We start from the raw sequence: 22,278 nt of genomic DNA, 5'->3' as shown, positions 1-22,278 counted from the left end.
CTTAGTATAAATCATTATATTAATGGTGTAAATATATAGTTTTCATCTAAAAGAAGTAATTAGCAATCCTATATCTAATCCTGTAACAATTATTCCTATTATTATGAGAAGTGATTTATCCAACAAACTATTTACAAATTTGCCCATGACCTTTTTAGATGAAGTAAGATATATTTGGGTAAATATAGTTATTGGAAGCTGTATACTTAAAAGCATTTGAGAATATATTAACCCCTTAAATGGATCTGTTATAAAAAATATTACAACAGCTGACAATACAAGTGTTATTAAAACACCAACTTTTGTATGACTATCCTTTATATCATATGGCTCCTTGTATATACCTGCAAATATACTTCCTCCTGCCATTCCAGCTGTAACCGTCGATGATATACCCGAAAATAATAATGCCACTGCAAATATTATTGAAGCACGACTTCCAAGAATAGGCCTAAGCATACTTTGTGCTTGAGTTAATTCATTAACTTTAATACCACTTGAAAAAAATGTACCTGCTGCAAGTAATATCATTGAACTATTTATTGCCCAACCTACAAGCATGGAAAAAATTGTATCAAAGAATTCGTACCTAAGCTGTTTTTTTATAACTTCTTCTTTTTGTATATTCCACTGCCTACTCTGTATAATTTCAGAATGTAAAAATAAATTATGCGGCATAACAACAGCTCCTAAAACACTCATTATGATTGGCATTGACCCTACAGGTATTTCTGGCTTTATAAAACTAATAGCAGCAATCTTCCAATCTATATTTACCAGTGTAATTTCTAATATAAATGAAATTCCTATAATTGAAACAAAACCAATTATCCATCTCTCAAGTTTTTTATAAGAATTTGAAAAAAGCATCCACATTACAACAAATAACATTATCAAAGTTCCTATTTTTATTGGAATTTTAAAAAGCATATTTAAAGCTATTGCTCCTCCCAAAAGTTCTGCCATAGCTGTAGATATTGCTGCCCCCACTCCACTAAATAATATAAATCTATTTAACCCAGGTTTCACGTTTTTTGTAGTTGCTTCTGATAAACAATCTCCTGTAACTATTCCAAGATGAGCTGCATTGTGCTGCAATATTATAAGCATAATAGTAGAAAGTGTTACCATCCACAATAACTTATATCCATAATCAGCACCAGCTGATACATTGGAAGCCCAGTTTCCAGGATCTACAAAACCTACGGTGACAAGAAGTCCAGGACCTACATATTTTAAAAAATCTCTAGCTCCAAAACCTGGCTTATGTTCTCCTTTAAATATATTAAATTTATGCTTCATAAAATCACCTCGTAAAAATATTGCTTTCTACTTTTATTATAACAGTATTTTAGTATTATTTATAAATATATGTATATAATCTAAATTTATAGTATATACTATTAATTAGATGAATGAATTTTCATTTTATATTTTATTTTGGAGGTCTTTATATGGTAGGAACAGTTAAATGGTTTAATTCTCAAAAAGGGTTTGGATTTATTACAACCCAGGAAGGAAATGACGTATTCGTACATTATTCAGGTATTAAAGAAGATGGATTTAAAACTCTTGAAGAAGGTCAGGAAGTTGAATTTGATGTAACTGAAGGTCAAAAGGGTGAACAGGCGATTAATGTAAAAAGACATTAAGCCTTTAAATATATAATCTTCTAAATAAAATCCTCTACAATTAAATTTAATTATAGAGGATTTTATCAATCAATTTTATCAGGAATATATGAGACATTTTCCTTTCTTATAAATATAATAAAATTCCAGAGAGTTATGTATTCTCTGGAATTTATTATACTTATCTTACCACACTTCCAGTTGGAAGCTCACCATCTATAGTTGCTGCAAATAATTTGCTGTCATCTTCATTAGAAGCAGCAAGTATCATGCCTTGTGATAATTCTCCTCTAAGTTTTACAGATTTTAAGTTAGCGACAAGTATTACAGATTTTCCAACTAATTCTTCTGGCTTATAAAATTTTGCTATTCCTGATACCACCTGTCGTTCTTCTCCACCCAAATCAACTTTGAGTTTGAGGAGTTTATCTGATTTCTTCACTGGTTCACACTCCAACACCTTAACAATTCTAAAATCAAGTTTTTCAAAGTCTTCTATTGTTACTTCAGGTTTTATTGGTTCAGCCTTTGCTTCCTGTCCTTGTGCTGCCTTTTTCATCTGCTCTTCCTTTAATTTGTTAAGTTCTTCAAGCGCTTTATCAAGGTCTATTCTAGGAAATATTACATTTCCTTTTTTAACTTTTGTTCCTGCTCTTGTTCCATCAAAGGCAGAAAGACTATTCCAAGTTGCAGTTTCAATGTTAAGTTGAGCGTTTATTTTTTCACTTGTTTCAGGTAAGAAAGCAGAAAGTACAGTTGATACTATTCTAAGTGTTTCTACTAAATTATATAAAACTGTTCCAAGCCTCTCCTTTTTAGAAAGATCCTTAGCTAAAACCCATGGTGCTGTTTCATCTATATATTTATTTGCTCTTTTTATAACATCCCATATATGATCAAGTGCCTCAGGTATCTTTAAATCTTTTATGTCTGCATCAAGCTTTTCTGGAAGTCCAAGTGCCAAATCTATAAGTTCATTGTCTAGTTCTTCCTTTTCTAAAGGTGGTTGAATAATTCCATCAAAATACTTTTCAAGCATAGCCACAGTTCTTGAAACTAAATTTCCAAGGTCATTTGCAAGATCAGAGTTTATCTTCTTTATAAAAATTTCGTTATTAAAAAGTCCATCTGCTCCAAATGGTATCTCATGTAAAAGATAATATCTTACAGGATCTGTGCCAAAATGATTAACTAATAATACAGGGTCTACAACATTTCCCTTTGATTTTGACATTTTCCCCCCATCAACTAAAAGCCAGCCATGGCCAAAAACCTGTTTTGGAAGTTCAAGGCCGAGAGCCATAAGCATAATTGGCCAATAAATTGTATGGAATCTTATTATATCTTTTCCTACAAGATGAACATCACAAGGCCAATACTTTTTAAAGTTTTCATCATTTTCACTTCCATAACCAAGAGCTGTTATATAATTTGAAAGCGCATCTATCCAAACATAAATGACATGTTTTTCATCAAAAGTAACTGGTATTCCCCAATTAAATGATGTTCTTGAAATACACAAATCTTGAAGTCCTGGCCTTAAAAAATTATTTAACATCTCATTTTTTCTTGATTCAGGTTGAATAAAATGTGGATGATCTTCTATATATTTTATAAGTTTATCAGCATATTTTGACATTTTAAAGAAATATGCTTCTTCCTTAGTTTTTTCTACAGGTCTTCCGCAGTCTGGACACTTACCATCTTGAAGCTGAGTTTCAGTCCAGAAAGATTCACAAGGTGTGCAGTACCAGCCTTCATATGAACCTTTATATATATCTCCTTGATCATAAAGTTTCTTAAATATTTTTTGTACAGTCTCTACATGATAATCATCTGTTGTCCTTATGAATTTATCATAGCTTATATTCATCATTTTCCATAAGTCTTTTATACCTGCAACTATTTTATCAACATATTGTTTTGGAGTAACTCCTTCTTTTTCTGCTATCCTCTGTATTTTCTGTCCGTGTTCATCTGAACCTGTTAGAAAAAATACATCATAGCCCTGAAGTCTTTTAAATCTTGCAATAGCATCTGCTGCAACCGTTGTATACGTGTTTCCTATGTGTAATTTTGCAGATGGATAATAAATCGGTGTTGTAATATAAAATGGTTTTTTTTCTGACATTGTAAAAGCCTCCTCTAAAATATAAAAACCTCTAAATAAAAACTTTTACGTTTTTATTTAGAGGCGAATTCACGCGTTACCACTCTATTTTATTTTTATCTCACGACAAAAATCTCACTAAGTGACTCATAAATTCATAATTTATTTTATCACCCTGCATTTTAACGTATGCTTACGTAATACCCTACTAAATTTCAGATATTCTGCTCCGGGTCCATGTTCATAAACTTTTACACCACTGAATTTCACCATACATCAGCTCTCTTTGCATGCGTCCATTTATTACTCTTCCCATCAATGCATTTATAGATTATATATTAGTACATAAACTTATTATTGTCAACTATACATTATTTTATACTAATTCGTAATATATATTTTTTATATAAAACACCATAATTATCAACAGAATAACGTACAGTTAAGAGACAATTAATATGGAATTCATCACATAGTATTTTATTTTTGTTACTTGCGCTTTACTTAATATTTGATGTCAGTTCTTTTTTGTTTTATAATACTAAACTATACAATAAATTTATAATAGGAGTTCTGATAAAATATGAAGATGATATTTTTTGATACCGAAACAACTGGTTTAAGACCAGGCAACATATGCCAGTTAAGCTACATCCTAGTAGATACAAATATAAAACCAAACAAAACCATTGGAAAAAACATATTTTTTTCCGTAGATTACGTAGAGCCAAGTGCAGAAGATGTACACGGCTTCAGTGTAGAAATTTTAAACGAATTGAGCGGCGGCAAGTTTTTTAAAGATAATCTGGAATTTTTCTTAGACGATTTTAAAACAGCAGATATACTTATAGGTCATAATGTTAATTTTGATATAAAATTTTTAACTCACGAATTGGCTTGCTGCGGAGAGATTTTTAACCCTAACCATATCTTTTGTACCATGAACTATTACAAAAACATATGCAAAATAATAAATAATAATGGAAATTATAAAAATCCTAGACTTGAAGAAGCTGTAAGATTTTTAAATATAAACTCATCTCATATTAAAGATTTAAGTAAAAAGCTTTTTCAAGGAGACGGCAATTTCCATGACGCTAGATTTGATACTACAGCTACTTATTTACTAGTCACTGAAGGAATTAAAAAAGGTTACATTCCCCAAAGATACTTCTCAAAAATTGTTAAAACCTCTTAAACAGGGCAAATAATATCAAAAAACTTCGTTGTAAATAAATGTAAAAAGCAAATATTTATGCAAAAAAAATTCTAATGTTATTTCTCAAAACAGTAGAATTTTTTATTATGTCATAATTTATAACTAACAAACTTATTTTCATTCGTCCTTTTTGCCATAAAATTCAAATATAATCCGTTTAATGCCAATTAAAAGCTTTTCATAGTACATTATATTTTAAATTTTGGATAATTTATAAACTTAATCTTGTAATTGTAAGCTCATGAAACAATATGCGTATTTTGTTTCATAAATATGTATATATAATAACATATATTTTTTAAAATTTCTACACAATTATTAAATTTATGACAATAAGGCAATTATTTATAAAAAGCTACAGTTTATTCAAAATTGCACAAGGGAATACAATTCATCTTTCTGCTCTTGATTAATTCCTATATATCTAAGAGTAATACCCTGAGAACTATGATTAAATGTATCCATAATTAATCCTATATTATATTTTGATGCTTTGTATGTCCAATATCCCCATGTTTTACGTAAACTATGTGTGCCAAAATTTTTCCACATAGCAAATATTAGCAGCTTCTTTTAAAACTTTATAAGCTTGTATACGCTTTAAATGACCGCCTTTACGACTATAAAATAAATATGAATCTTGCGTTAATTCTTGTTGTTTTACAAATGAATTTATAGCTTTTTTAATGGCATTGTTCAATTTTATTTTTTTTATTTTTCCAGTTTTCTTTTCTTTTAATATAAGGTAATATCTATATTCTCCACGTTCATTAAAAATATCTTTTACCTTTATAGGCAAAATATCACTGATTCTAAGTCCTGTATTTAGTCCAAATTTAAAGAGCAAACCATACTTAGGATTTTTTCCATTTAAATAATAATACAATTGTTTTATTTTTATTTTATCTTTTATTGGTTCAACTACCATAGTATTCCTCCAAACTATTTTTATACAGTGTATCAAAAAAAAACGTTTCATAACATTTTTTGATATTATACTAATAAATTATATCACATTAAGCGTTAAAGCCTATAGTTATTATCATTATCATAGGTACGTTATGAAACAAAATACGCAAATTGTTTTATAAGTATTTTGATAGTTACAATAACCAATCTTCAACTATGGTCGCAAAATTAACTTATGCATTCGTATAACCCAACTTCCAATTATCCCTTATCATATGCATAAGTTAATTTTGCATTTTACATTAAAAATAAAACTTAATTTAAAGGGGGAAGCTTAATTTGCCAAATGATTCTTTTAACTTAGAGAATATAAAACTTAAAGATATAATTGACTTAGATTTTTTACAAAAATTCCAAGATGATTTTGGAGAAAGTATGGAAATAGCTAGTATCACTGTTAATATGGATGGTGTTCCTATTACAAAACCGACAAGATATACAAATTTCTGTTCTAAATATACTCAATCAAATGAAAAAGGAATTAAAAAATGTGCAGAATCACATAGAATTGGAGCGAAGAAGCCGCTAGAACTGGCAAGCCTTATATATATACCTGCCATGCGGGATTAATCGATTTTGCAGTTCCAATTATAATTGATGGAAAACAATTCGGCACAATTCTTGGAGGTCAAATTGTTTTTTCAAAAGTCGATGAAGAGAAAATTTTAAAAACAGCCAGTGAACTTGGGCTAGATAGTGAAAAATACAAAGAGGAAGCCAATAAAATAACTTCATTAGCTGAAAATAAAGTTAAAGCTGCTGCAAATATTTTATTTACTGTTGTAAACGCCTTATCACAGATTGGACACCAGCAACTTAAAATAAAAGAAATGACTAATATCCTTTCAGAGAATTTTAGCCAAATATCCGCTGCCATGGAAGAACTAGCAGCTTCATCTGTACAAGTCGCAGAAAATCAAGAAAGTTTGAATAATGAAATATTAAATGTTGATAAATTATCAAATGAGATCAATTCTATTTTGACGTACATAAAAGACATTGCCAATCAAACAAAAATGCTTGGATTAAATGCATCAATTGAAGCAGCACGTGCTGGCGATGCTGGAAAGGGCTTTGGAGTTGTTGCTAATGAAATACGTAAATTATCGGAAACCTCTAAAGAAACTGCTGCAAAAATAAGCGCCTTAACTGAGAAAATACAAAATTCAGTTCATGTAACATTGGATACCTCTGATGCAACTTTGAATACAACTCAACAACAATCTGCTGCCGTACAAGAAACCAATGCAAGCGTAGAAGAAATCATGAGTCTAGCCGATGAATTAAATAGTTTGGCAAATAAATAAAACAAATTATACATACGTTTTTATTGGACTGTCGCGCTAAACATAAATATTACGAAGTAACAGTGACTTGTAACATTAAAAAGAATCCATAAATCTAAGGTGGAAAAATCGTAAAATCCTAAGATATTTCAATAACTCGCTAGGCGCTCAGGCAGATTGAAATATCTAAGTATTTTATGATTTTTTCACCAAGATTTATTGGATTCTTTTTAAATTGTTCCATCATCACTGCTACTTCGCTTTTACGGTAGTTCAAGGAAAAAATTCCTCCGTACCTACGGAATTTTGGGTGTGAACTTGTCCACTCATTTATTGATTAACAGTGATTATAGAGTATTTTTCATAGGGAACCGGAGAAAAATTTACCTTGCATTTCCGGTTTAGCGAAGTAACAGTATTGAAGGAATAGTTTAAATAAAATTTTATAAATCTTAGTGGCAAATTGTTAAAGTAGCGACAGCGGAGAAAAATCATCCTTCACTGTACTCTGTCCTCTGTACTTTGTACTCTGAGTTAAATTCCAGTTTGTAAGGATAAATTTGGTATTGGCAATTTAAATATTTCAGCTTGTTTATCTATAGTAACTTAATATATATTATTGAGAACTAAAAAGAAATCACATAGAAAAAATTACACTTAACGTTTCTTCATATGCTGTACCTTTTATTACTCAATAGGATTTAAAACTTCGAATTGTAAACCAAATTTTCATGGAATTGTATATACACTAATGGAATTGAAGTTATAGAAAATATAATAGAACATTCAAAGATCTATTCACAAAAACCTTTGAATGTTCTATTATATATAGGAACTTATTACTTTTTAAATACTATTTTTGTATTTTAAGTTCATGAATCACATGAACTGCTAGCCACTCTTTTTATATTTGCTCCTAGCTTTTGAAGTTTTTTTCTATATTTACATAACCTCTATCTACATGGTAAATATCAGCTATCTCAGTTTCTCCTTCTGTAACTAAACCTAATAGAATAAGTGCAGCTCCTGCTCTTAAATCTGTAGCTTTTACACTAGCCCCAGTAAATCCGTTTCCACCATGTATAATTGCACTTCTGCCATCAATCTTGATATTAGCGCCCATTCGTGTCATTTCTGGAACATGCATAAATCTATTTTCAAAAATAGTTTCTGTTACAACACTAGTGCCATCCACAGAGCATAAAAGTGCCATTATTTGTGGCTGCATATCAGTAGGAAATCCAGGATATGGCATTGTTTTTATATCAACAGGTTTTAATCTTCTTCTACCATCAACAATCAAGGTATTATCATCTTTTTCCATGGAAACTCCCATTTCTGCAAGTTTAGCTATTATAGGTTTTATATGTTCTTCATTAATACCATTTATTTTTATTAAACTTTTTGTTATCGCAGCAGCAATCATAAAAGTTCCAATCTCAATTCTATCGTAAATAGGTCTATAGGTAGTACCCTTCAATTTTTTTACGCCTTTAATAGTAATCATGTCTGTACCAATGCCACTTATATTAGCACCCATTTTATTCAAAAAATTTGATAAATCTGCAACCTCTGGTTCTTCTGCTGCATTTTCTATTATGGTTTCACCTTCTGCAAAAATGGAAGCCATTATTATATTTTCTGTAGCACCTACCGACGGAAAATCAAGATAAATTTTATTTCCCAAAAGTTTTCCACTACTAGCCTCAACATATCCATGATCTATATTTATATCCACGCCCAATGCTTTAAAGCCTTTAAGGTGCAAATCTACAGGCCTGGTTCCTATGTTACATCCTCCTGGAAGTGCCATCTTTACTTTACCAAATCTTGAAATCATGGGGCCCATAATAAAAAATGATCCTCTCATTTTTCTAACTAATTCACTATCAATATCTACACATTTTACATCAGAAGTATCTATTTCAAGTCTATTTTTAAGTAAATCTATATTAACTTTTGCTCCAAGTGTTTTTAATAAGTCGATAATTACAAAAACATCCAGTAGCATAGGACAATTTTCTATTACACATTTATCACTGCTCAAAATGGTTGCAGCTATTATAGGTAAAACAGCATTTTTAGCTGAACTTATATTCACTTCACCATTTAGAGTTTCCCCACCCTTTATAATAAATTTACTCATTTTAATCCTCCACTCATAACTTGTTTATAATTTACTATTTGCAATAAATAATTAGATTATAGTCATTTATTTCAGTATGAATTTTATTTTAGCACCATTTTTAATAATTTATGTTTAAAATTGGAGTGCCTATCATAATATAAATTCCATCATTATACTTGCATACAGCATAGTTTAAATCTACCTTTTTATTATTATCAAATATATAATCATACCTTCCAGTATACATAGTTGTACTTAAAATATTGTTCATCCTTGTGGTCTTTAAGTTTTTAACCCCATTCTTATCAAAATAACCCTTAATACTACATGCTACTTTACTAATATTTTTTAGCTTACTTTTAGCTTTTATATACATATAAGGAGTACTTTTGCCTCCAATTGATTTTGTTACTTTTCTTTTTAATTCATCAATGTTATTTTTATTTGTAAGCAATTTTATATATATTGATATATCATAATAATCAGCTTTTTTTACACTTTCGATATATCCGGATACATCCTTATTATCAAAATTGATACAGTAACTTTTACCATTATAAATTGTTACTTTTTTATTATTTAAGTTCATATTTTTAATCCAGTTTTTGCACTCTTTTTCTCCATTATTATTTGTTTTATAATTTGTGGTTAGACCTATTTCTTCTATAGTACTATTAGTTTCCTTTAATGCATTGCTTAAATAATCATCATTAGTTACTGCATTAATTTTTACTACATAAATGTTTATAATTACTGATAGTATTAATAAAATTGCAACAAAAATTTTTTACTATTCATTTATTTCCCCCTCTTTTCCTTAAGATTATTCACTAAATTTAAAATTTTTTTATTCTAAAAGAAGGGAGAAAATTAAATTTAATAGTTTCGAATTTGATTTCTCTATATTATCAATATATAAAAATTCCACATGAAATGTGAATAAACATTTACGTGGTTTGGGATGAAGTTCCATTACCTTCTATAACTAGATAAAATACGTTTTAAAGCTTCCACTAAATTCCCGCAATCTCAATTTGTCTTTTTTTTAGTTTATCTTGTTTGCTAAGAAAGTATTTACATTAGGTTCTAGAAGGATAATGGCTGCCGCCCAAGCCCCGCAATCTCAATTTGTCTTTTTTTTAGTTTATCTTGTTTGCTAAGAAAGTATTTACATTAGGTTCTAGAAGGATAATGGGCTGCCGCCCAAGCCCCGCATATGTTTACTTTCAAAAAATAATAAAAACCAGAAAATAAATTTCTGGTTTTTATTATATTTACTTTTCTTTAACCTTTATCCTTGCAAGAGCTCTTGATAAAGCGAGTTCTGCCCTTTTAAGATCAACATTATCATTTTTAGCATCCCTAATTCTTTTTTCGGCTCTTTCTTTAGCTTCCTCAGCTCTATTAACGTCAATATCTTCTGGCCACTCACTAGCATCACACATAAATGTGACTTCTGATGCTCCTACATTTAAAACTCCTGTAGATGTAAAAGCTCTTTTCTCCGTACCATCTGCTTGAATAAATTTGGTTTCTGTTGGTTGTAAAAAAGCAACCATATCCGAGTGATTTCCAAGTATACCCAATCCGCCTTCAACAGTTTTTGTTGAAATTTCACTTACTTCTCCAACATAAAACGTCTTTTTAGGTGTTAGTATGCTCAATTTCATGTTTGTTGCCATACTAAATCACTCCTTTTAGCTTTCCATCATTTTTTTAGCTTTTTCTCTTACATCTTCAATAGTACCTGCAAGTAAAAATGCAGCTTCTGGAAGATCATCACATTTACCATCAAGAATTTCTTTAAAACTTCTTATAGTATCTTTTACAGTTACATATTGACCTGGTATTCCTGTAAACTGTTCAGCAACACTAAATGCTTGTGAAAGAAATCTTTGAATTCTTCTTGCTCTTCCAACAAGTAATCTATCATCTTCGGAAAGTTCATCAACACCAAGTATTGCAATTATATCCTGAAGTTCTGCATATCTTTCAAGTATATGCTTAACTTTGTTTGCAACTTCATAGTGTTCTTCTCCAACAATTCTTGGATCAAGTATTCTTGATGATGATTCAAGAGGATCAACTGCTGGATATATTCCAAGTGCAGATATTGATCTTGAAAGAACAGTTGTTGCATCAAGATGCGAGAATGTTGTTGCTGGTGCAGGATCTGTAAGGTCATCAGCAGGTACATATACAGCCTGAACTGATGTAATTGAGCCCTGCTTTGTTGAAGTTATTCTTTCTTGAAGAGCACCCATTTCATTTGAAAGTGTTGGCTGATAACCAACGGCACTAGGTATTCTTCCAAGTAAAGCTGAAACTTCTGAACCAGCTTGTGTAAATCTGAATATATTATCTATGAATAAAAGCACATCCTGGCCTTGATCTCTAAAATATTCAGCCATTGTAAGTCCTGTTAAAGCAACTCTCATTCTTGAACCAGGTGGCTCATTCATTTGACCAAATACAAGAGCTGTTTTATCAATAACTCCAGATTCTTTCATTTCATAATAAAGGTCATTACCTTCTCTTGTTCTTTCTCCAACACCTGTGAATACTGATAATCCACCGTGTTCTTTAGCTATATTATTTATAAGTTCCTGAATAAGAACTGTCTTACCAACACCGGCACCACCGAATAAACCTATCTTTCCACCTCTTTGATATGGAGCAAGTAAATCTATAACCTTAATACCTGTTTCAAACATCTCTGGATGAACTGATTGTTCTTCAAATGTTGGAGCTGGTCTGTGTATTGGATAATATTCATTAGCTTCAACGCTTCCAACCTCATCTATAGGCTGACCTAATACATTAAAAAGACGACCTAAAACAGATTTACCAACTGGTACTGATATTGGCTTACCAGTATTTATTGCTTCCATTCCTCTTTTTAATCCATCGGTGCCTTCCATAGATATTGTTCTAACAATATCATCACCTATGTGCTGTTCAACTTCAGCAATAAGTTTTTTATCTCCCATATTTATTTCAATCGCATTATAAATATCAGGAAGGTTTTCTGCATCAAATCTAATATCAACGACAGGTCCTATTACCTGAACAATTTTACCTACATGTTCTGGCATCAGTTTCCCTCCTTATTTAAGAGCCTCCGCTCCTCCAACTATTTCTGTAATTTCCTGAGTAATAGCACTTTGTCTAATTCTGTTATACTGAAGATTTAAATTATCAAGCAATTCATTTGCATTTTTAGTTGCGTTATCCATTGAGGACATTCTAGATGCCTGCTCACTAGCTTTAGAATTTAAAAGCAAGTTAAACATCTGCTGTTCTAAATGCAATTTAATTGCCCTACCAAGTAAAATATCAGAAGTAGGTTCAAATTCAGCTACACTCATGCTATTATCCGATTCTTTAGCTTCAAGCGGAAGTATTTTTTTTATTTCAACACTTTGTTTTATAGTAGAAATAAATTTTGTATAAACCACATAAACTTCGCCTGCATCACCGTTTTCATAAAGCTTCAAAGCATGCTCAGTTATCTTCTTAGCTTCCTCTAATCCTGGTTCATTAGGAATATCAACATATTCAGCAACAGTATCATATTTAAGTCTCTTAAAATATGCTCTTCCCTTTTGACCAACTGTTATAAGTAAAGATTTATCTTTTTCCTTACACATAGTCTCATCTGCAGCGGCAACAACAGCTCCGTTAAAACCTCCGCAAAGACCAGAATCTGAAGTCAAAGCTACATAAAGCTTTTTATCACTTTTATTACCAGCAATATATGCATTTCCCTTATCAGATGAATTTACAATTTTACTCATAACATCATTAAAAGCTTCATAATACGCTTTGTTTCCTTCAAGATTCTGTCTTGATTTTCTTAAATTAGAGGTGGCTATAAGTGACATGGCGTTTGTTATTTTTCTAGTATTAGTAATAGACTTAATTCTTCTTTTTATCTTTATAAGTCCTGCTCCTGCCATACTTCACCTCCCGCATAGGAACTTAAACTATTCCTCTGCTATAAATATCTTTTTATATTCTTTTATTGCCTTATCAAGTTCACTATTTATTTCATCAGTTAATGCTTTCTTTTCGATTATTTCTTTTCCTAAATCTCTATAATGAGTATCTATGTATTCAAGAAGTCCTTCTTGGAAAGCCTTAAGTTTTGAAACATCAATATCCATTACATATTCATTAACAACTGCATATAAAATTATGATTTGCTTTTCAACAGGCATTGGCTTGTATTGAGGCTGCTTCATTATTTCAGTAAGTCTTTTACCTTTTTCAAGTCTCTTCATAGATTCTTTATCAAGGTCTGAACCAAACTGTGCAAAAGCAGCAAGTTCTTCATACTGCGCAAGTTCAAGTCTGAGTGTTCCTGAAAGCTTTTTCATAGCTTTAATCTGAGCACTACCACCAACTCTTGATACTGATATACCTGAGTTAACGGCTGGTCTCTGACCTGCATAGAAAAGTTCTGCTTCAAGGAATATCTGGCCATCTGTTATAGATATAACATTTGTAGGTATATATCCCGAAACGTCTCCTGCTTGAGTTTCTATTATAGGAAGTGCTGTTATAGAACCTCCTCCAAGTTTCTCAGAAAGCTTTGCAGCTCTTTCAAGAAGTCTTGAATGTAAATAGAAAACATCTCCAGGATAAGCTTCTCTGCCTGGTGGTCTACGAAGAAGTAATGACATTGTTCTATAAGCAACTGCGTGCTTAGACAAATCATCATATATAATAAGTACATCTTTTCCTTTAAACATAAAGCTTTCTGCAATAGTTACACCTGAATATGGTGCTAAATATTGTAGTGGTGCTGGATCTGCAGCAGTTGATGATACTACTATGCTATAGTCCATAGCTCCCATTTCTTCTAATGTATTAACAATGTTTACTACAGTAGATTGTTTCTGTCCTATAGCAACATAAATACATATTACATCTTTTCCTTTTTGATTTATTATAGTATCAATAGCAATAGCAGTTTTACCTGTCTGTCTATCTCCTATAATAAGTTCTCTTTGTCCTTTTCCAATAGGTATCATTGAGTCTATGGCTAATAATCCTGTTTGAAGTGGTTCATTAACTGATTGTCTATCAATAACTCCAGTAGCTTTTATATCTACTGGCTTTGATTCCTCAGCCTTTATAGGACCTTTGCCATCTATTGGCTGCCCCAATGCATTTACAACTCTTCCAAGCATTGCTTCACCAACAGGCACTTCAACAACCTTTCCTGTACTCTTAACAACGTCGCCTTCCTTAATTCCATCTTGTGAACCAAGTAGAACGCAGCCGACATTGTCTTGTTCAAGGTTTAGAGCCATACCATACACGTTGTTTGGAAACTCAAGAAGTTCACCAGCCATACAGTTATCTAGACCGTATACTCTGGCAATACCATCACCTATTTCTATTATAGTACCTGAATCTACAGTTTCTACTTTATCTTCATATCCTTCAATTTGCTTTTTAATTATTGAAGTTATTTCTTCAGGTTTTATGTTCATAGGCTCACCTCTATTTCTCTTCAAGCATTACTTTTTTCATGCTCTCTAATTTATGTTTAATAGTTCCATCGATAACATCATCGCCAACTCTTACATAAACTCCACCTATTATATCTGAATCAATAATTTCTCTTAATACAATAGTTTTGTTATATTTCTTTGAAAGCTTTTCTGTAAGAGTTTTTCTTTCATCATCTGTAAGCGGTATTACAGTTTTAATCTCTGCAATAACCTTGTTATTTTTTTCTAAAGAAATTTCTCTTAATTGGTTAAGAATTCCATCCACTTCATGAATTCTCTTTTTTTCTACAAGAAGCAACAGAAAAGAGAGCAGTTCTTTATCTATTTTACCTTTAAAAATATCGGTAAACATTTGTTCTTTCACAGAAGTACTCATTTTGGGGTGTTTTATGATTTGTTGAATATCATTGTTTGTTTTTATTAATGCAACAATATCCTCAAAATCAGAAATATATTGATCAACTTTGTTTTTTTCTTCACCCACTTCATATAGAGCAAGCGCATATCTCCTATCTAGATATTCATACATAATTAAATACCTACCTTAGCAACAAAGTCTTCTATAAGTCTTCTGTGTTCAGTTTCATCTAAAGATTTGTTAAGAGCTTTTGAAGATACAAGCATGGCAAGTTCTACAACTTGAGATTTAATTTCATCCTCTGCTTTTTCTTTTTCTCTTTCAGCTTCTTTTTTGCTCTCTCTAAAATAACCTGAGCTTCATTTGAAGCTTCACCTGTTATTTCCTCTGAAACCTTCTCAGCTTTTACTTTATAGTTTTCAACTATAGCTTTTCCTTCTTCTTTTGCCTTTGCTAATTTTTGTGCATTTTCATTTTTTAACTTTTCTGCTTCAACTCTATCAGATTCTGCTTTATCAATATCACTTTTAATTGCATTAACTCTAGAATCTATTTTATTGTTAACAGGATTAAATAAAAAATGTCTTAAAAGAAAATACAAAATTATAAAGTTAACTATAGTTATACCAACTCTAATTAAATCTATATCCATTACGCGTAAAAGCCTCCCTTCAGGCTTATTTTAAGAATAAATAGTTATTATTTACTAGCAAATAATAGTAATATAGCAATAAGGAATGCATATATAGCAGTTGCTTCTGAAAGTGCAGCACCTATAATCATAGTACTCATTATTTTACCACTTGCTTCTGGTTGTCTTCCAACAGCTTCAGCTGCTTTAGAAGCAGCATTACCTGTTCCAATACCTCCACCTATACAACCTAATGCAGCTATACCTGCACCTAACATTGCCATTGTGTGTGCATCAATACTCATAATTTGTTTCCTCCTTTATTATTCCTCAGCAGTAATTTTTATGTTAATCATAGTTAACATCACAAATATTAGCATTTGAAGCCCGCCATCAAATACGTCAAAATAAAAATGAAATGGCACTGGCAATACAAATGCAAAATGACCCATACCTTTATAAATTAAACTAAGCAATACTCCACCCGCTGTCATATTACCAAAAAGTCGCAGGCAAAGTGATAATGGTGTGGTAAATCTCTCTAATATGTTTATTGGAAGCAAAAACAATTTTGGCTTTCCAAAAGCTGTAAAGTAATTAACTAAACCATTTCGTTTAATAGATGTAGCCTGGATCATAAAAAAAGTTATAGCAGCAAGTCCTGCCGTTACACTTACATCCTCTGTTGGAACAGGAGCTCCTACAAGTCCTGCCAAATTCATCAATAATATAAATATAGCTAATGTTCCAACATACGGTATGAAGCTTTTGTAACTTTCGCCCATATTTTCTTTAACTAGGTTATTTATGGATTCTACAACAATTTCAACTGCACTTTGTTTTTTATCAGGCATTTTATTAAGATTTCTAGTAAGAAGCCATGCTATAAGTGTAACCAATATAATTATAGCCCATTGAACTCCTATACCAGTTGATATTCCCTTAAAACTGCCAAACAGCGGTTTAATTTCTTCCATCCAATCACTTCCTTCCTATTCATTTTTAACTTTTAATCCATATATTATTATAGATATGTACTGTGCAGTAAACCCAAACATATAGGCTACTATATAAAATTTATTTATCTTGCAGAGTATAAAAGCTATTATACATACTATAACAACTCTTAGTATACCCCCAATCAATAAAAAATCTTATTACCTTTTTGTTTTATATAAACAATATCAGATATAATAGAATTAGCAGTAAAACTTAATGCTGCTATTAAGAGTCCTAATAAGGCAACAAAAACATAGGAGGATTTTACAACCAAAGTTAAGGCGCAAATTAATATTGCTAGTATTACATCGCATATAATAACATTTTTCAGCATGCTTTTTATATTAGTTTCCAATTTATTTCCTCCAATGACTTAAATTAATGACTTAATTATATATCTTTAATTTTTATAAATAAACTTTTGTTTTCGCCTATTTTAACAATATTTTATTATTATAATAGTTTATTAACGGTTTCTTTTCTTTTTAATCTCTATAAGTTGCAAATGCTTTGATAAATTCAAATTTCAAATTAAATTTCAAATTACTGAAAATTATAATATTTACATATTCCTGTCATTGCGCTATCAAATATTTTATCACTATACTTATATCGTATAAACTCATAAAAACTATACTATTGTATATACAAAATTATATATGCATATTTGCCTTTACGCTGTAAAGTTTGCTTGATCATCCTCTTCTTCTACAGTACTATTCCTTTTACTATTAAATACAAAAGTTATACAAGATCCAACAGCTATCAATGCAATTCCTACAATCATATTGAAGGTAATGACTTCCTTTAAAATTATTAATGCAAAAATGGATGCTAGCACTGGCTTTATATAAAATACTAATGATGCTATAGAAGCTGATGTTTCATCCATTGCTAAAAAATAAAAAGTATATCCAAGACCTGTTACAAAAATACCTATATATATTAAAGCAAGAATAGTTGATGAGTTTATTCCTTGTATAATTGGAATATCAGAAAATATTTTTAGACCTATCTTATCAAAAAATAATGAAACAAAGCTTATTTTGGAAATCATAATAAGTATAAACATTTCAAGACTTCCCATTATAAAGCTAAAACAACTTAATACAATTCCACCATATTTTTTACTCTTGTATTTACCTATAACACCATATAAAGCAAATGTAACTGCAGACAGTAAGGTAAACACTATCCCCTTAACACTACTAGTCATATTAAATGGATTCATTATAAATATTATACCTATTACGTTTAAAATCATAGAAATTATTGTATCCTTATACACTAACTCATTTAGCATTATATATGCAAGTGGTATAACAAATATTGGATTGCAGCTAAACAATATTGCAACTATGGAAGCTTTACAATCTAATACCGCTAGTTGATAAAATAGCATACTTACGACTACACATATAAATCCTGACATAATAAAAAATTTTAGATTTTTTAGTCCAAATAAGATTTCTCTTTTTTTTATATTTCTCATAGCAAGAGGTAAAAGCACAATTCCACCTATAAAAAATCTTATAAATGTCAATTGCACAGGATTGAACCTTCCAGAAACCAATTTTAACGATATCTCCATAGTACTAAATAAAACTGTCGATAACATAATATACAAATATCCCTTTTTCATTTATATTTCCCCCAGTTAGTTTTTTATAAAATGAATTTTTATAATTTAAAACCTCCATAAGTTTTGAAAGTTTTCAAAACATATTTTAATTTATTTTAGTACTGATATAATTGATGTATATAAATGACTGCAAATAAACTTAATTTTTAAGTTCAAAAACTATTTATCATTATAGCAAATATAGACAATTTTATAAAATATTAAATAAATATACATTCATACAAAAAAAATATATTTTACAGGAGATGTAATCCTTGGATATTAAACAGTTAAAATACTTTCTTGCAGTTGCAAAAGAAAAACAAATCACAGCTGCTGCAAGAAAACTTCATATTGCTCAACCACCATTAAGCAAACAATTAAAACTTTTAGAAGAAGAATTAGGAACAAGTCTTTTAGAAAGGGGCAGTCGTAATATAACCCTTACCGATGCTGGAAATATACTTTTTACTAGGGCTACAGAAATTATTAATTTAGTTGAAAGTACAAAAAAAGAACTTAACGATCTAAATCAAGGATTAAACGGTACATTAAATATAGGTGCTGTAACCTCATCTATATCCACTATAATGCCAGAACAAATAAAATTTTTTCATGCTCAATATAGGAAAGTGAATTTTCAAATATGGGATGGTGATACTCTTAGAATTACTGAACTTCTAAAAAATAATACAATTGAAATTGGCATTGTAAAAACTCCATTCGACTACGAAAACTATAATTTTATATTAATTTCAAATAAAGTTTCTACTACTCCAATGCTCGCAATAACAAATTCATTATTGTCTGAAAATATATTATCAATAAACATTGATGTTTTAGTGAATAAACCTTTAATAATGCACCGAAGATATGAAAATAAATTAATAAATTATTGCGAACAACATGGTTTTAAGCCTTCAATTCTTTGTAAGGCAGATGACATAAGATTAATGCTTGCCTTGGCATATGATGATATCGGAATTGCTATCTTACCAAAATCCAATGTAGACTCTTTATCAACTGATAAATTAAGATTATTTGAAATCAAAGATTTATATATTGAAACAAACTTTGCTATTATATGGCCTAAAAATCACTATTTATCTAATATCGCAAAACAATTTTATAGAAAATTTTACAAACAAAGCTATTTTTTAAAAAAAAATATTGATAAAAACTAAGAAATCTTTGCTTTAAATAATCATAAAAGTGAACAGTTATTTAAAACAAAGTAAAAAATAAAAATCCAGAAGATTAAATTTCTTCTGGATTTTTATATAAATAACTAATTACTACATTTTTTCAACAACTATTGCTGTTCCTTGTCCACCACCAATGCATAAAGTGGCAAGTCCAAGTTTTGCATCTCTTTTTTGCATTCCATATAATAATGTAACTAATATTCTTGCACCAGATGCTCCTATTGGATGCCCTAATGCAATAGCTCCGCCATTAACATTCACTTTGCTCATATCAAATTTTAAATCTTTTGCTACTGCTAAACTTTGAGCCGCAAAAGCTTCATTTGCCTCTATTAAATCTAAATCTTCAACTTTTATATCAGTCTTAGCTAAAGCTGCTTTTGTTGCATAGAATGGTCCGTATCCCATTATTGCTGGATCTAATCCTGCTGAACCATATGAAACAATTTTAGCAAGTGGCTTTATTCCCAACTCTTTTGCTTTATCAGCACTCATTATAACTAAAGCTGCTGCAGCATCATTTAATCCTGAAGCATTTCCAGCTGTTACTGTTCCATCTTTCTTAAATGCTGGCTTTAATTTAGCCATTCCTTCTATTGTACTTCCAAATCTTGGGTGCTCATCTGTATCAAATACGACCTCACCCTTTCTAGTTTTTATAGTTACAGGAACTATTTCATCCTTAAATTCTCCATTTTTTATAGCTTTTTCAGCTTTTTGCTGCGATGCAAGTGCAAATTCATCTTGTTGTTGTCTAGTAATACCCCATTTTTCAGCTATGTTTTCAGCTGTGATTCCCATATGATACTGATTAAAAGCATCCCATAATCCATCAGTTATCATTTCATCTACAAACTGAGTATTTCCCATTCTTACTCCCCATCTTGCGTTATCTACAAGATATGGTGCTCTTGACATATTCTCCATTCCACCTGCTATTACTATATCAGCATCTCCTGCTTTAATTATCTGCGCTGCAAGGCTAACTGTTCTAAGACCAGAACCACAAACCTTATTAATTGTAAGTGCTGGAATTTCTACAGGTAACCCAGCTTTTACAGCTGCTTGTCTTGCTGGATTCTGTCCTAATCCTGCTGTAAGTACGTTTCCAAAAATAACTTCTCCTATTTGTTCTGCTTTTATTCCAGCTCTTTTAACTGCTTCTTTTATAACTACTGCACCTAAATCCACTGCTGGTACATCTTTAAGGCCTTTTCCATATGAACCTATTGCTGTTCTTACAGCACTAGCTATTACAACTTCTTTCATTCAAAATAACCTCCTAAATTTTTAATCTAAGGTATATCAATCGTTTTTCAATCTTACAAGTTAATTATACCTACTATTCATTTTTTTATCAATAGATTTTGTTAAAAAAAACACAAACTTTCTATATCATAAATTCGCTGGGTTTCGTTTCAGTTAATCCAAAATGATACAATATTGCTTCTGCTATTCTCTTGGATGCGTTTCCATCTCCATATGGATTTATAGCCTTGCTCATCTTATCATATTCTTCTTTAACTCTTATTATTTTATTAGCTTCCTCTACAATTTTTTCAACATCTGTGCCTACAAGCTTTACCTTTCCAGCCTCAACTGCTTCAGGTCTTTCAGTAACGTCTCTTAATACAAGAACTGGTTTTCCTAAATGAGGTGCTTCTTCTTGAATTCCACCAGAGTCAGTCATAACCATAAAGCATTTATTCATAAGATTATGAGTTTCCTTTGTATCAAGTGGCGATAAAAGGTGAACTCTTTCAGTTTTATCTAAATGCTTATATACAACATCTCTTACAACTGGATTTAGATGAACTAAGTAGACAATTTCAACATCCTTGTTTTCTTTTACTATTCTTTTTAATGATTCACAAATATTTTCTATTCCAGCGCCCCAATTTTCACGTCTGTGAGCTGTTATCATTATAATTTTTTTGTTTTTATAATCTAAATCATTAAGTACTTCATTGCTAAATTTATAACTATCCTCTACTGTGTGCTTCATGGCATCAATAGCAGTATTTCCTGTTATAAAAATGTTTTTTTCGTCTATTCCTTCCTTTAACAGATTATTTTTAGACTTTTTAGTAGGTGCAAAATGTAAATCTGCTATAGCTCCTGTTAATTTTCTATTCATTTCCTCAGGAAAAGGAAAGTACTTATCATATGTTCTTAATCCAGCTTCAACGTGACCAACACTTATTTTTTGATAAAAAGCTGCAAGTGAAGCTGCAAATGTAGTTGTTGTGTCACCATGAACAAGTACTATATCGGGTTTTTCCTTAGAAAATATGTATTCTAAGCCTTCAAGTACTCTTGAGGTTATTCCAGTCAATGTTTGTTTATCTTTCATTATATTAAGATCAAAATCAGGTGAAATTTTAAATATATCTAAAACCTGATCAAGCATTTCCCTATGTTGTGCAGTAACACAAACCTTAGCCTGAAACTCATCCATGCTCTTTAACATTTTAACAAGTGGAGCCATCTTAATAGCCTCTGGTCTTGTTCCGAAAATACTTATTACTTTAATCCTGTTCATAGAATTATACCTCCATTTATTCATATCTGTCATATTTCTATTATATTCTTATATATC

At 30.6% G+C, this 22,278-nt stretch carries 17 protein-coding genes, 4 pseudogenes and 1 other annotated feature; of the genes and pseudogenes, 4 read left to right on the top strand and 17 right to left on the bottom strand.

The window, feature by feature from the left end; all coding sequences use genetic code 11:
• Nucleotides 1–42 precede the first annotated feature (42 nt).
• Nucleotides 43–1,302, bottom strand: a complete 1,260-nt coding sequence (locus tag AGR56_RS12550; protein ID WP_053242513.1) for an Nramp family divalent metal transporter — start codon at nucleotides 1,300–1,302, stop codon at nucleotides 43–45.
• A gap of 152 nt (nucleotides 1,303–1,454) precedes the next feature.
• On the opposite strand from AGR56_RS12550, the gene AGR56_RS12545 reads away from it, so the two are divergent.
• Nucleotides 1,455–1,652 (top strand): cold-shock protein, encoded by a 198-nt coding sequence (locus AGR56_RS12545; RefSeq protein ID WP_053242512.1) that lies wholly within the window; start codon nucleotides 1,455–1,457, stop codon nucleotides 1,650–1,652.
• A gap of 160 nt (nucleotides 1,653–1,812) precedes the next feature.
• On the opposite strand, the gene metG is transcribed toward AGR56_RS12545, so the two are convergent.
• Nucleotides 1,813–3,762: a methionine--tRNA ligase gene (gene metG, locus AGR56_RS12540; RefSeq protein WP_053242511.1), complete on the bottom strand. Its 1,950-nt coding sequence runs from the start codon at nucleotides 3,760–3,762 to the stop codon at nucleotides 1,813–1,815.
• A gap of 56 nt (nucleotides 3,763–3,818) precedes the next feature.
• Nucleotides 3,819–4,069: a binding site (T-box leader), on the bottom strand.
• Nucleotides 4,070–4,324: 255 nt separating this feature from the next.
• Here metG and AGR56_RS12535 point away from each other — a divergent pair.
• Entirely contained in the window at nucleotides 4,325–4,939 is a 615-nt protein-coding gene (locus tag AGR56_RS12535) for a 3'-5' exonuclease (RefSeq protein WP_053242510.1), read from the top strand.
• Between the two features lie 387 nt (nucleotides 4,940–5,326).
• Here AGR56_RS12535 and AGR56_RS12530 read toward each other — a convergent pair.
• Nucleotides 5,327–5,888, bottom strand: a pseudogene (locus AGR56_RS12530) (tyrosine-type recombinase/integrase).
• 320 nt (nucleotides 5,889–6,208) lie between these two features.
• On the opposite strand from AGR56_RS12530, the pseudogene AGR56_RS12525 reads away from it, so the two are divergent.
• Nucleotides 6,209–7,236 (top strand): annotated as a pseudogene (locus AGR56_RS12525) (PocR ligand-binding domain-containing protein).
• Nucleotides 7,237–8,087: 851 nt separating this feature from the next.
• Here the strand turns inward: AGR56_RS12525 and murA are convergent.
• From murA to AGR56_RS12465, 12 genes and pseudogenes are all read right to left on the bottom strand, one after another.
• Nucleotides 8,088–9,361 (bottom strand): annotated as a pseudogene (gene murA / locus AGR56_RS12520) (UDP-N-acetylglucosamine 1-carboxyvinyltransferase).
• 100 nt (nucleotides 9,362–9,461) lie between these two features.
• The gene (locus AGR56_RS12515) at nucleotides 9,462–9,932 is read right to left on the bottom strand and encodes a YwmB family TATA-box binding protein (protein WP_053242509.1); all 471 of its coding nucleotides are present in this window, start codon (nucleotides 9,930–9,932) and stop codon (nucleotides 9,462–9,464) included.
• A 685-nt stretch (nucleotides 9,933–10,617) separates the two neighbouring features.
• Complete coding sequence (locus tag AGR56_RS12510; protein ID WP_053242508.1) at nucleotides 10,618–11,025, bottom strand: F0F1 ATP synthase subunit epsilon; 408 nt, start codon at nucleotides 11,023–11,025, stop codon at nucleotides 10,618–10,620.
• A 15-nt stretch (nucleotides 11,026–11,040) separates the two neighbouring features.
• Nucleotides 11,041–12,438 carry a F0F1 ATP synthase subunit beta gene (atpD, locus tag AGR56_RS12505; protein WP_053242507.1) on the bottom strand — a complete coding sequence of 466 codons (1,398 nt, stop codon included), beginning with the start codon at nucleotides 12,436–12,438 and terminating at the stop codon, nucleotides 11,041–11,043.
• Between the two features lie 12 nt (nucleotides 12,439–12,450).
• The gene (gene atpG, locus AGR56_RS12500) at nucleotides 12,451–13,302 is read right to left on the bottom strand and encodes an ATP synthase F1 subunit gamma (RefSeq protein ID WP_053242506.1); all 852 of its coding nucleotides are present in this window, start codon (nucleotides 13,300–13,302) and stop codon (nucleotides 12,451–12,453) included.
• A gap of 27 nt (nucleotides 13,303–13,329) precedes the next feature.
• Nucleotides 13,330–14,844 (bottom strand): F0F1 ATP synthase subunit alpha, encoded by a 1,515-nt coding sequence (gene atpA, locus AGR56_RS12495; protein WP_053242505.1) that lies wholly within the window; start codon nucleotides 14,842–14,844, stop codon nucleotides 13,330–13,332.
• Nucleotides 14,845–14,854: 10 nt separating this feature from the next.
• Entirely contained in the window at nucleotides 14,855–15,394 is a 540-nt protein-coding gene (locus tag AGR56_RS12490; protein ID WP_053242504.1) for a F0F1 ATP synthase subunit delta, read from the bottom strand.
• Between the two features lie 2 nt (nucleotides 15,395–15,396).
• Nucleotides 15,397–15,875: pseudogene (locus tag AGR56_RS12485) on the bottom strand (F0F1 ATP synthase subunit B).
• Between the two features lie 47 nt (nucleotides 15,876–15,922).
• Nucleotides 15,923–16,159 (bottom strand): ATP synthase F0 subunit C, encoded by a 237-nt coding sequence (gene atpE, locus AGR56_RS12480; RefSeq protein ID WP_053242503.1) that lies wholly within the window; start codon nucleotides 16,157–16,159, stop codon nucleotides 15,923–15,925.
• An 18-nt stretch (nucleotides 16,160–16,177) separates the two neighbouring features.
• Nucleotides 16,178–16,831 carry a F0F1 ATP synthase subunit A gene (locus tag AGR56_RS12475; RefSeq protein ID WP_053242502.1) on the bottom strand — a complete coding sequence of 218 codons (654 nt, stop codon included), beginning with the start codon at nucleotides 16,829–16,831 and terminating at the stop codon, nucleotides 16,178–16,180.
• A 164-nt stretch (nucleotides 16,832–16,995) separates the two neighbouring features.
• Nucleotides 16,996–17,208: a hypothetical protein gene (locus AGR56_RS12470; protein WP_053242501.1), complete on the bottom strand. Its 213-nt coding sequence runs from the start codon at nucleotides 17,206–17,208 to the stop codon at nucleotides 16,996–16,998.
• A gap of 318 nt (nucleotides 17,209–17,526) precedes the next feature.
• Nucleotides 17,527–18,495, bottom strand: coding sequence for an EamA family transporter (locus AGR56_RS12465; protein ID WP_053242500.1), 969 nt, complete (start codon nucleotides 18,493–18,495; stop codon nucleotides 17,527–17,529).
• A 254-nt stretch (nucleotides 18,496–18,749) separates the two neighbouring features.
• Between AGR56_RS12465 and AGR56_RS12460 the strand changes: the two genes are divergently transcribed.
• Complete coding sequence (locus AGR56_RS12460) at nucleotides 18,750–19,658, top strand: LysR family transcriptional regulator (RefSeq protein ID WP_053242499.1); 909 nt, start codon at nucleotides 18,750–18,752, stop codon at nucleotides 19,656–19,658.
• 111 nt (nucleotides 19,659–19,769) lie between these two features.
• Here AGR56_RS12460 and AGR56_RS12455 read toward each other — a convergent pair whose 3' ends face one another.
• Together AGR56_RS12455 and wecB are read right to left on the bottom strand one after the other, a co-directional pair.
• A complete protein-coding gene (locus AGR56_RS12455; protein ID WP_053242498.1) occupies nucleotides 19,770–20,948 on the bottom strand; it encodes an acetyl-CoA C-acetyltransferase in 1,179 nt (392 codons plus the stop codon).
• A gap of 121 nt (nucleotides 20,949–21,069) precedes the next feature.
• Nucleotides 21,070–22,221: a UDP-N-acetylglucosamine 2-epimerase (non-hydrolyzing) gene (gene wecB / locus AGR56_RS12450; protein WP_053242497.1), complete on the bottom strand. Its 1,152-nt coding sequence runs from the start codon at nucleotides 22,219–22,221 to the stop codon at nucleotides 21,070–21,072.
• Nucleotides 22,222–22,278: the final 57 nt, after the last annotated feature.

The sequence above is a fragment of the Clostridium sp. DMHC 10 genome (genome assembly GCF_001270375.1).
GTDB lineage: Bacteria > Bacillota > Clostridia > Clostridiales > Clostridiaceae > Clostridium_S > Clostridium_S guangxiense.
This window is presented reverse-complemented; position numbering and strand designations above follow the sequence as displayed.

What these genes read in the sequence shown, in the direction of transcription:
- AGR56_RS12550 (WP_053242513.1), bottom strand. Translation starts at nt 1,302, where the DNA reads ATGAAGCATAAATTTAATATATTTAAAGGAGAACATAAGCCAGGTTTT.
- AGR56_RS12545 (WP_053242512.1), top strand. Translation starts at nt 1,455, where the DNA reads ATGGTAGGAACAGTTAAATGGTTTAATTCTCAAAAAGGGTTTGGATTT.
- metG (WP_053242511.1), bottom strand. Translation starts at nt 3,762, where the DNA reads ATGTCAGAAAAAAAACCATTTTATATTACAACACCGATTTATTATCCA.
- AGR56_RS12535 (WP_053242510.1), top strand. Translation starts at nt 4,325, where the DNA reads ATGAAGATGATATTTTTTGATACCGAAACAACTGGTTTAAGACCAGGC.
- AGR56_RS12515 (WP_053242509.1), bottom strand. Translation starts at nt 9,932, where the DNA reads ATGAACTTAAATAATAAAAAAGTAACAATTTATAATGGTAAAAGTTAC.
- AGR56_RS12510 (WP_053242508.1), bottom strand. Translation starts at nt 11,025, where the DNA reads ATGGCAACAAACATGAAATTGAGCATACTAACACCTAAAAAGACGTTT.
- atpD (WP_053242507.1), bottom strand. Translation starts at nt 12,438, where the DNA reads ATGCCAGAACATGTAGGTAAAATTGTTCAGGTAATAGGACCTGTCGTT.
- atpG (WP_053242506.1), bottom strand. Translation starts at nt 13,302, where the DNA reads ATGGCAGGAGCAGGACTTATAAAGATAAAAAGAAGAATTAAGTCTATT.
- atpA (WP_053242505.1), bottom strand. Translation starts at nt 14,844, where the DNA reads ATGAACATAAAACCTGAAGAAATAACTTCAATAATTAAAAAGCAAATT.
- AGR56_RS12490 (WP_053242504.1), bottom strand. Translation starts at nt 15,394, where the DNA reads ATGTATGAATATCTAGATAGGAGATATGCGCTTGCTCTATATGAAGTG.
- atpE (WP_053242503.1), bottom strand. Translation starts at nt 16,159, where the DNA reads ATGAGTATTGATGCACACACAATGGCAATGTTAGGTGCAGGTATAGCT.
- AGR56_RS12475 (WP_053242502.1), bottom strand. Translation starts at nt 16,831, where the DNA reads ATGGAAGAAATTAAACCGCTGTTTGGCAGTTTTAAGGGAATATCAACT.
- AGR56_RS12465 (WP_053242500.1), bottom strand. Translation starts at nt 18,495, where the DNA reads ATGAAAAAGGGATATTTGTATATTATGTTATCGACAGTTTTATTTAGT.
- AGR56_RS12455 (WP_053242498.1), bottom strand. Translation starts at nt 20,948, where the DNA reads ATGAAAGAAGTTGTAATAGCTAGTGCTGTAAGAACAGCAATAGGTTCA.
- wecB (WP_053242497.1), bottom strand. Translation starts at nt 22,221, where the DNA reads ATGAACAGGATTAAAGTAATAAGTATTTTCGGAACAAGACCAGAGGCT.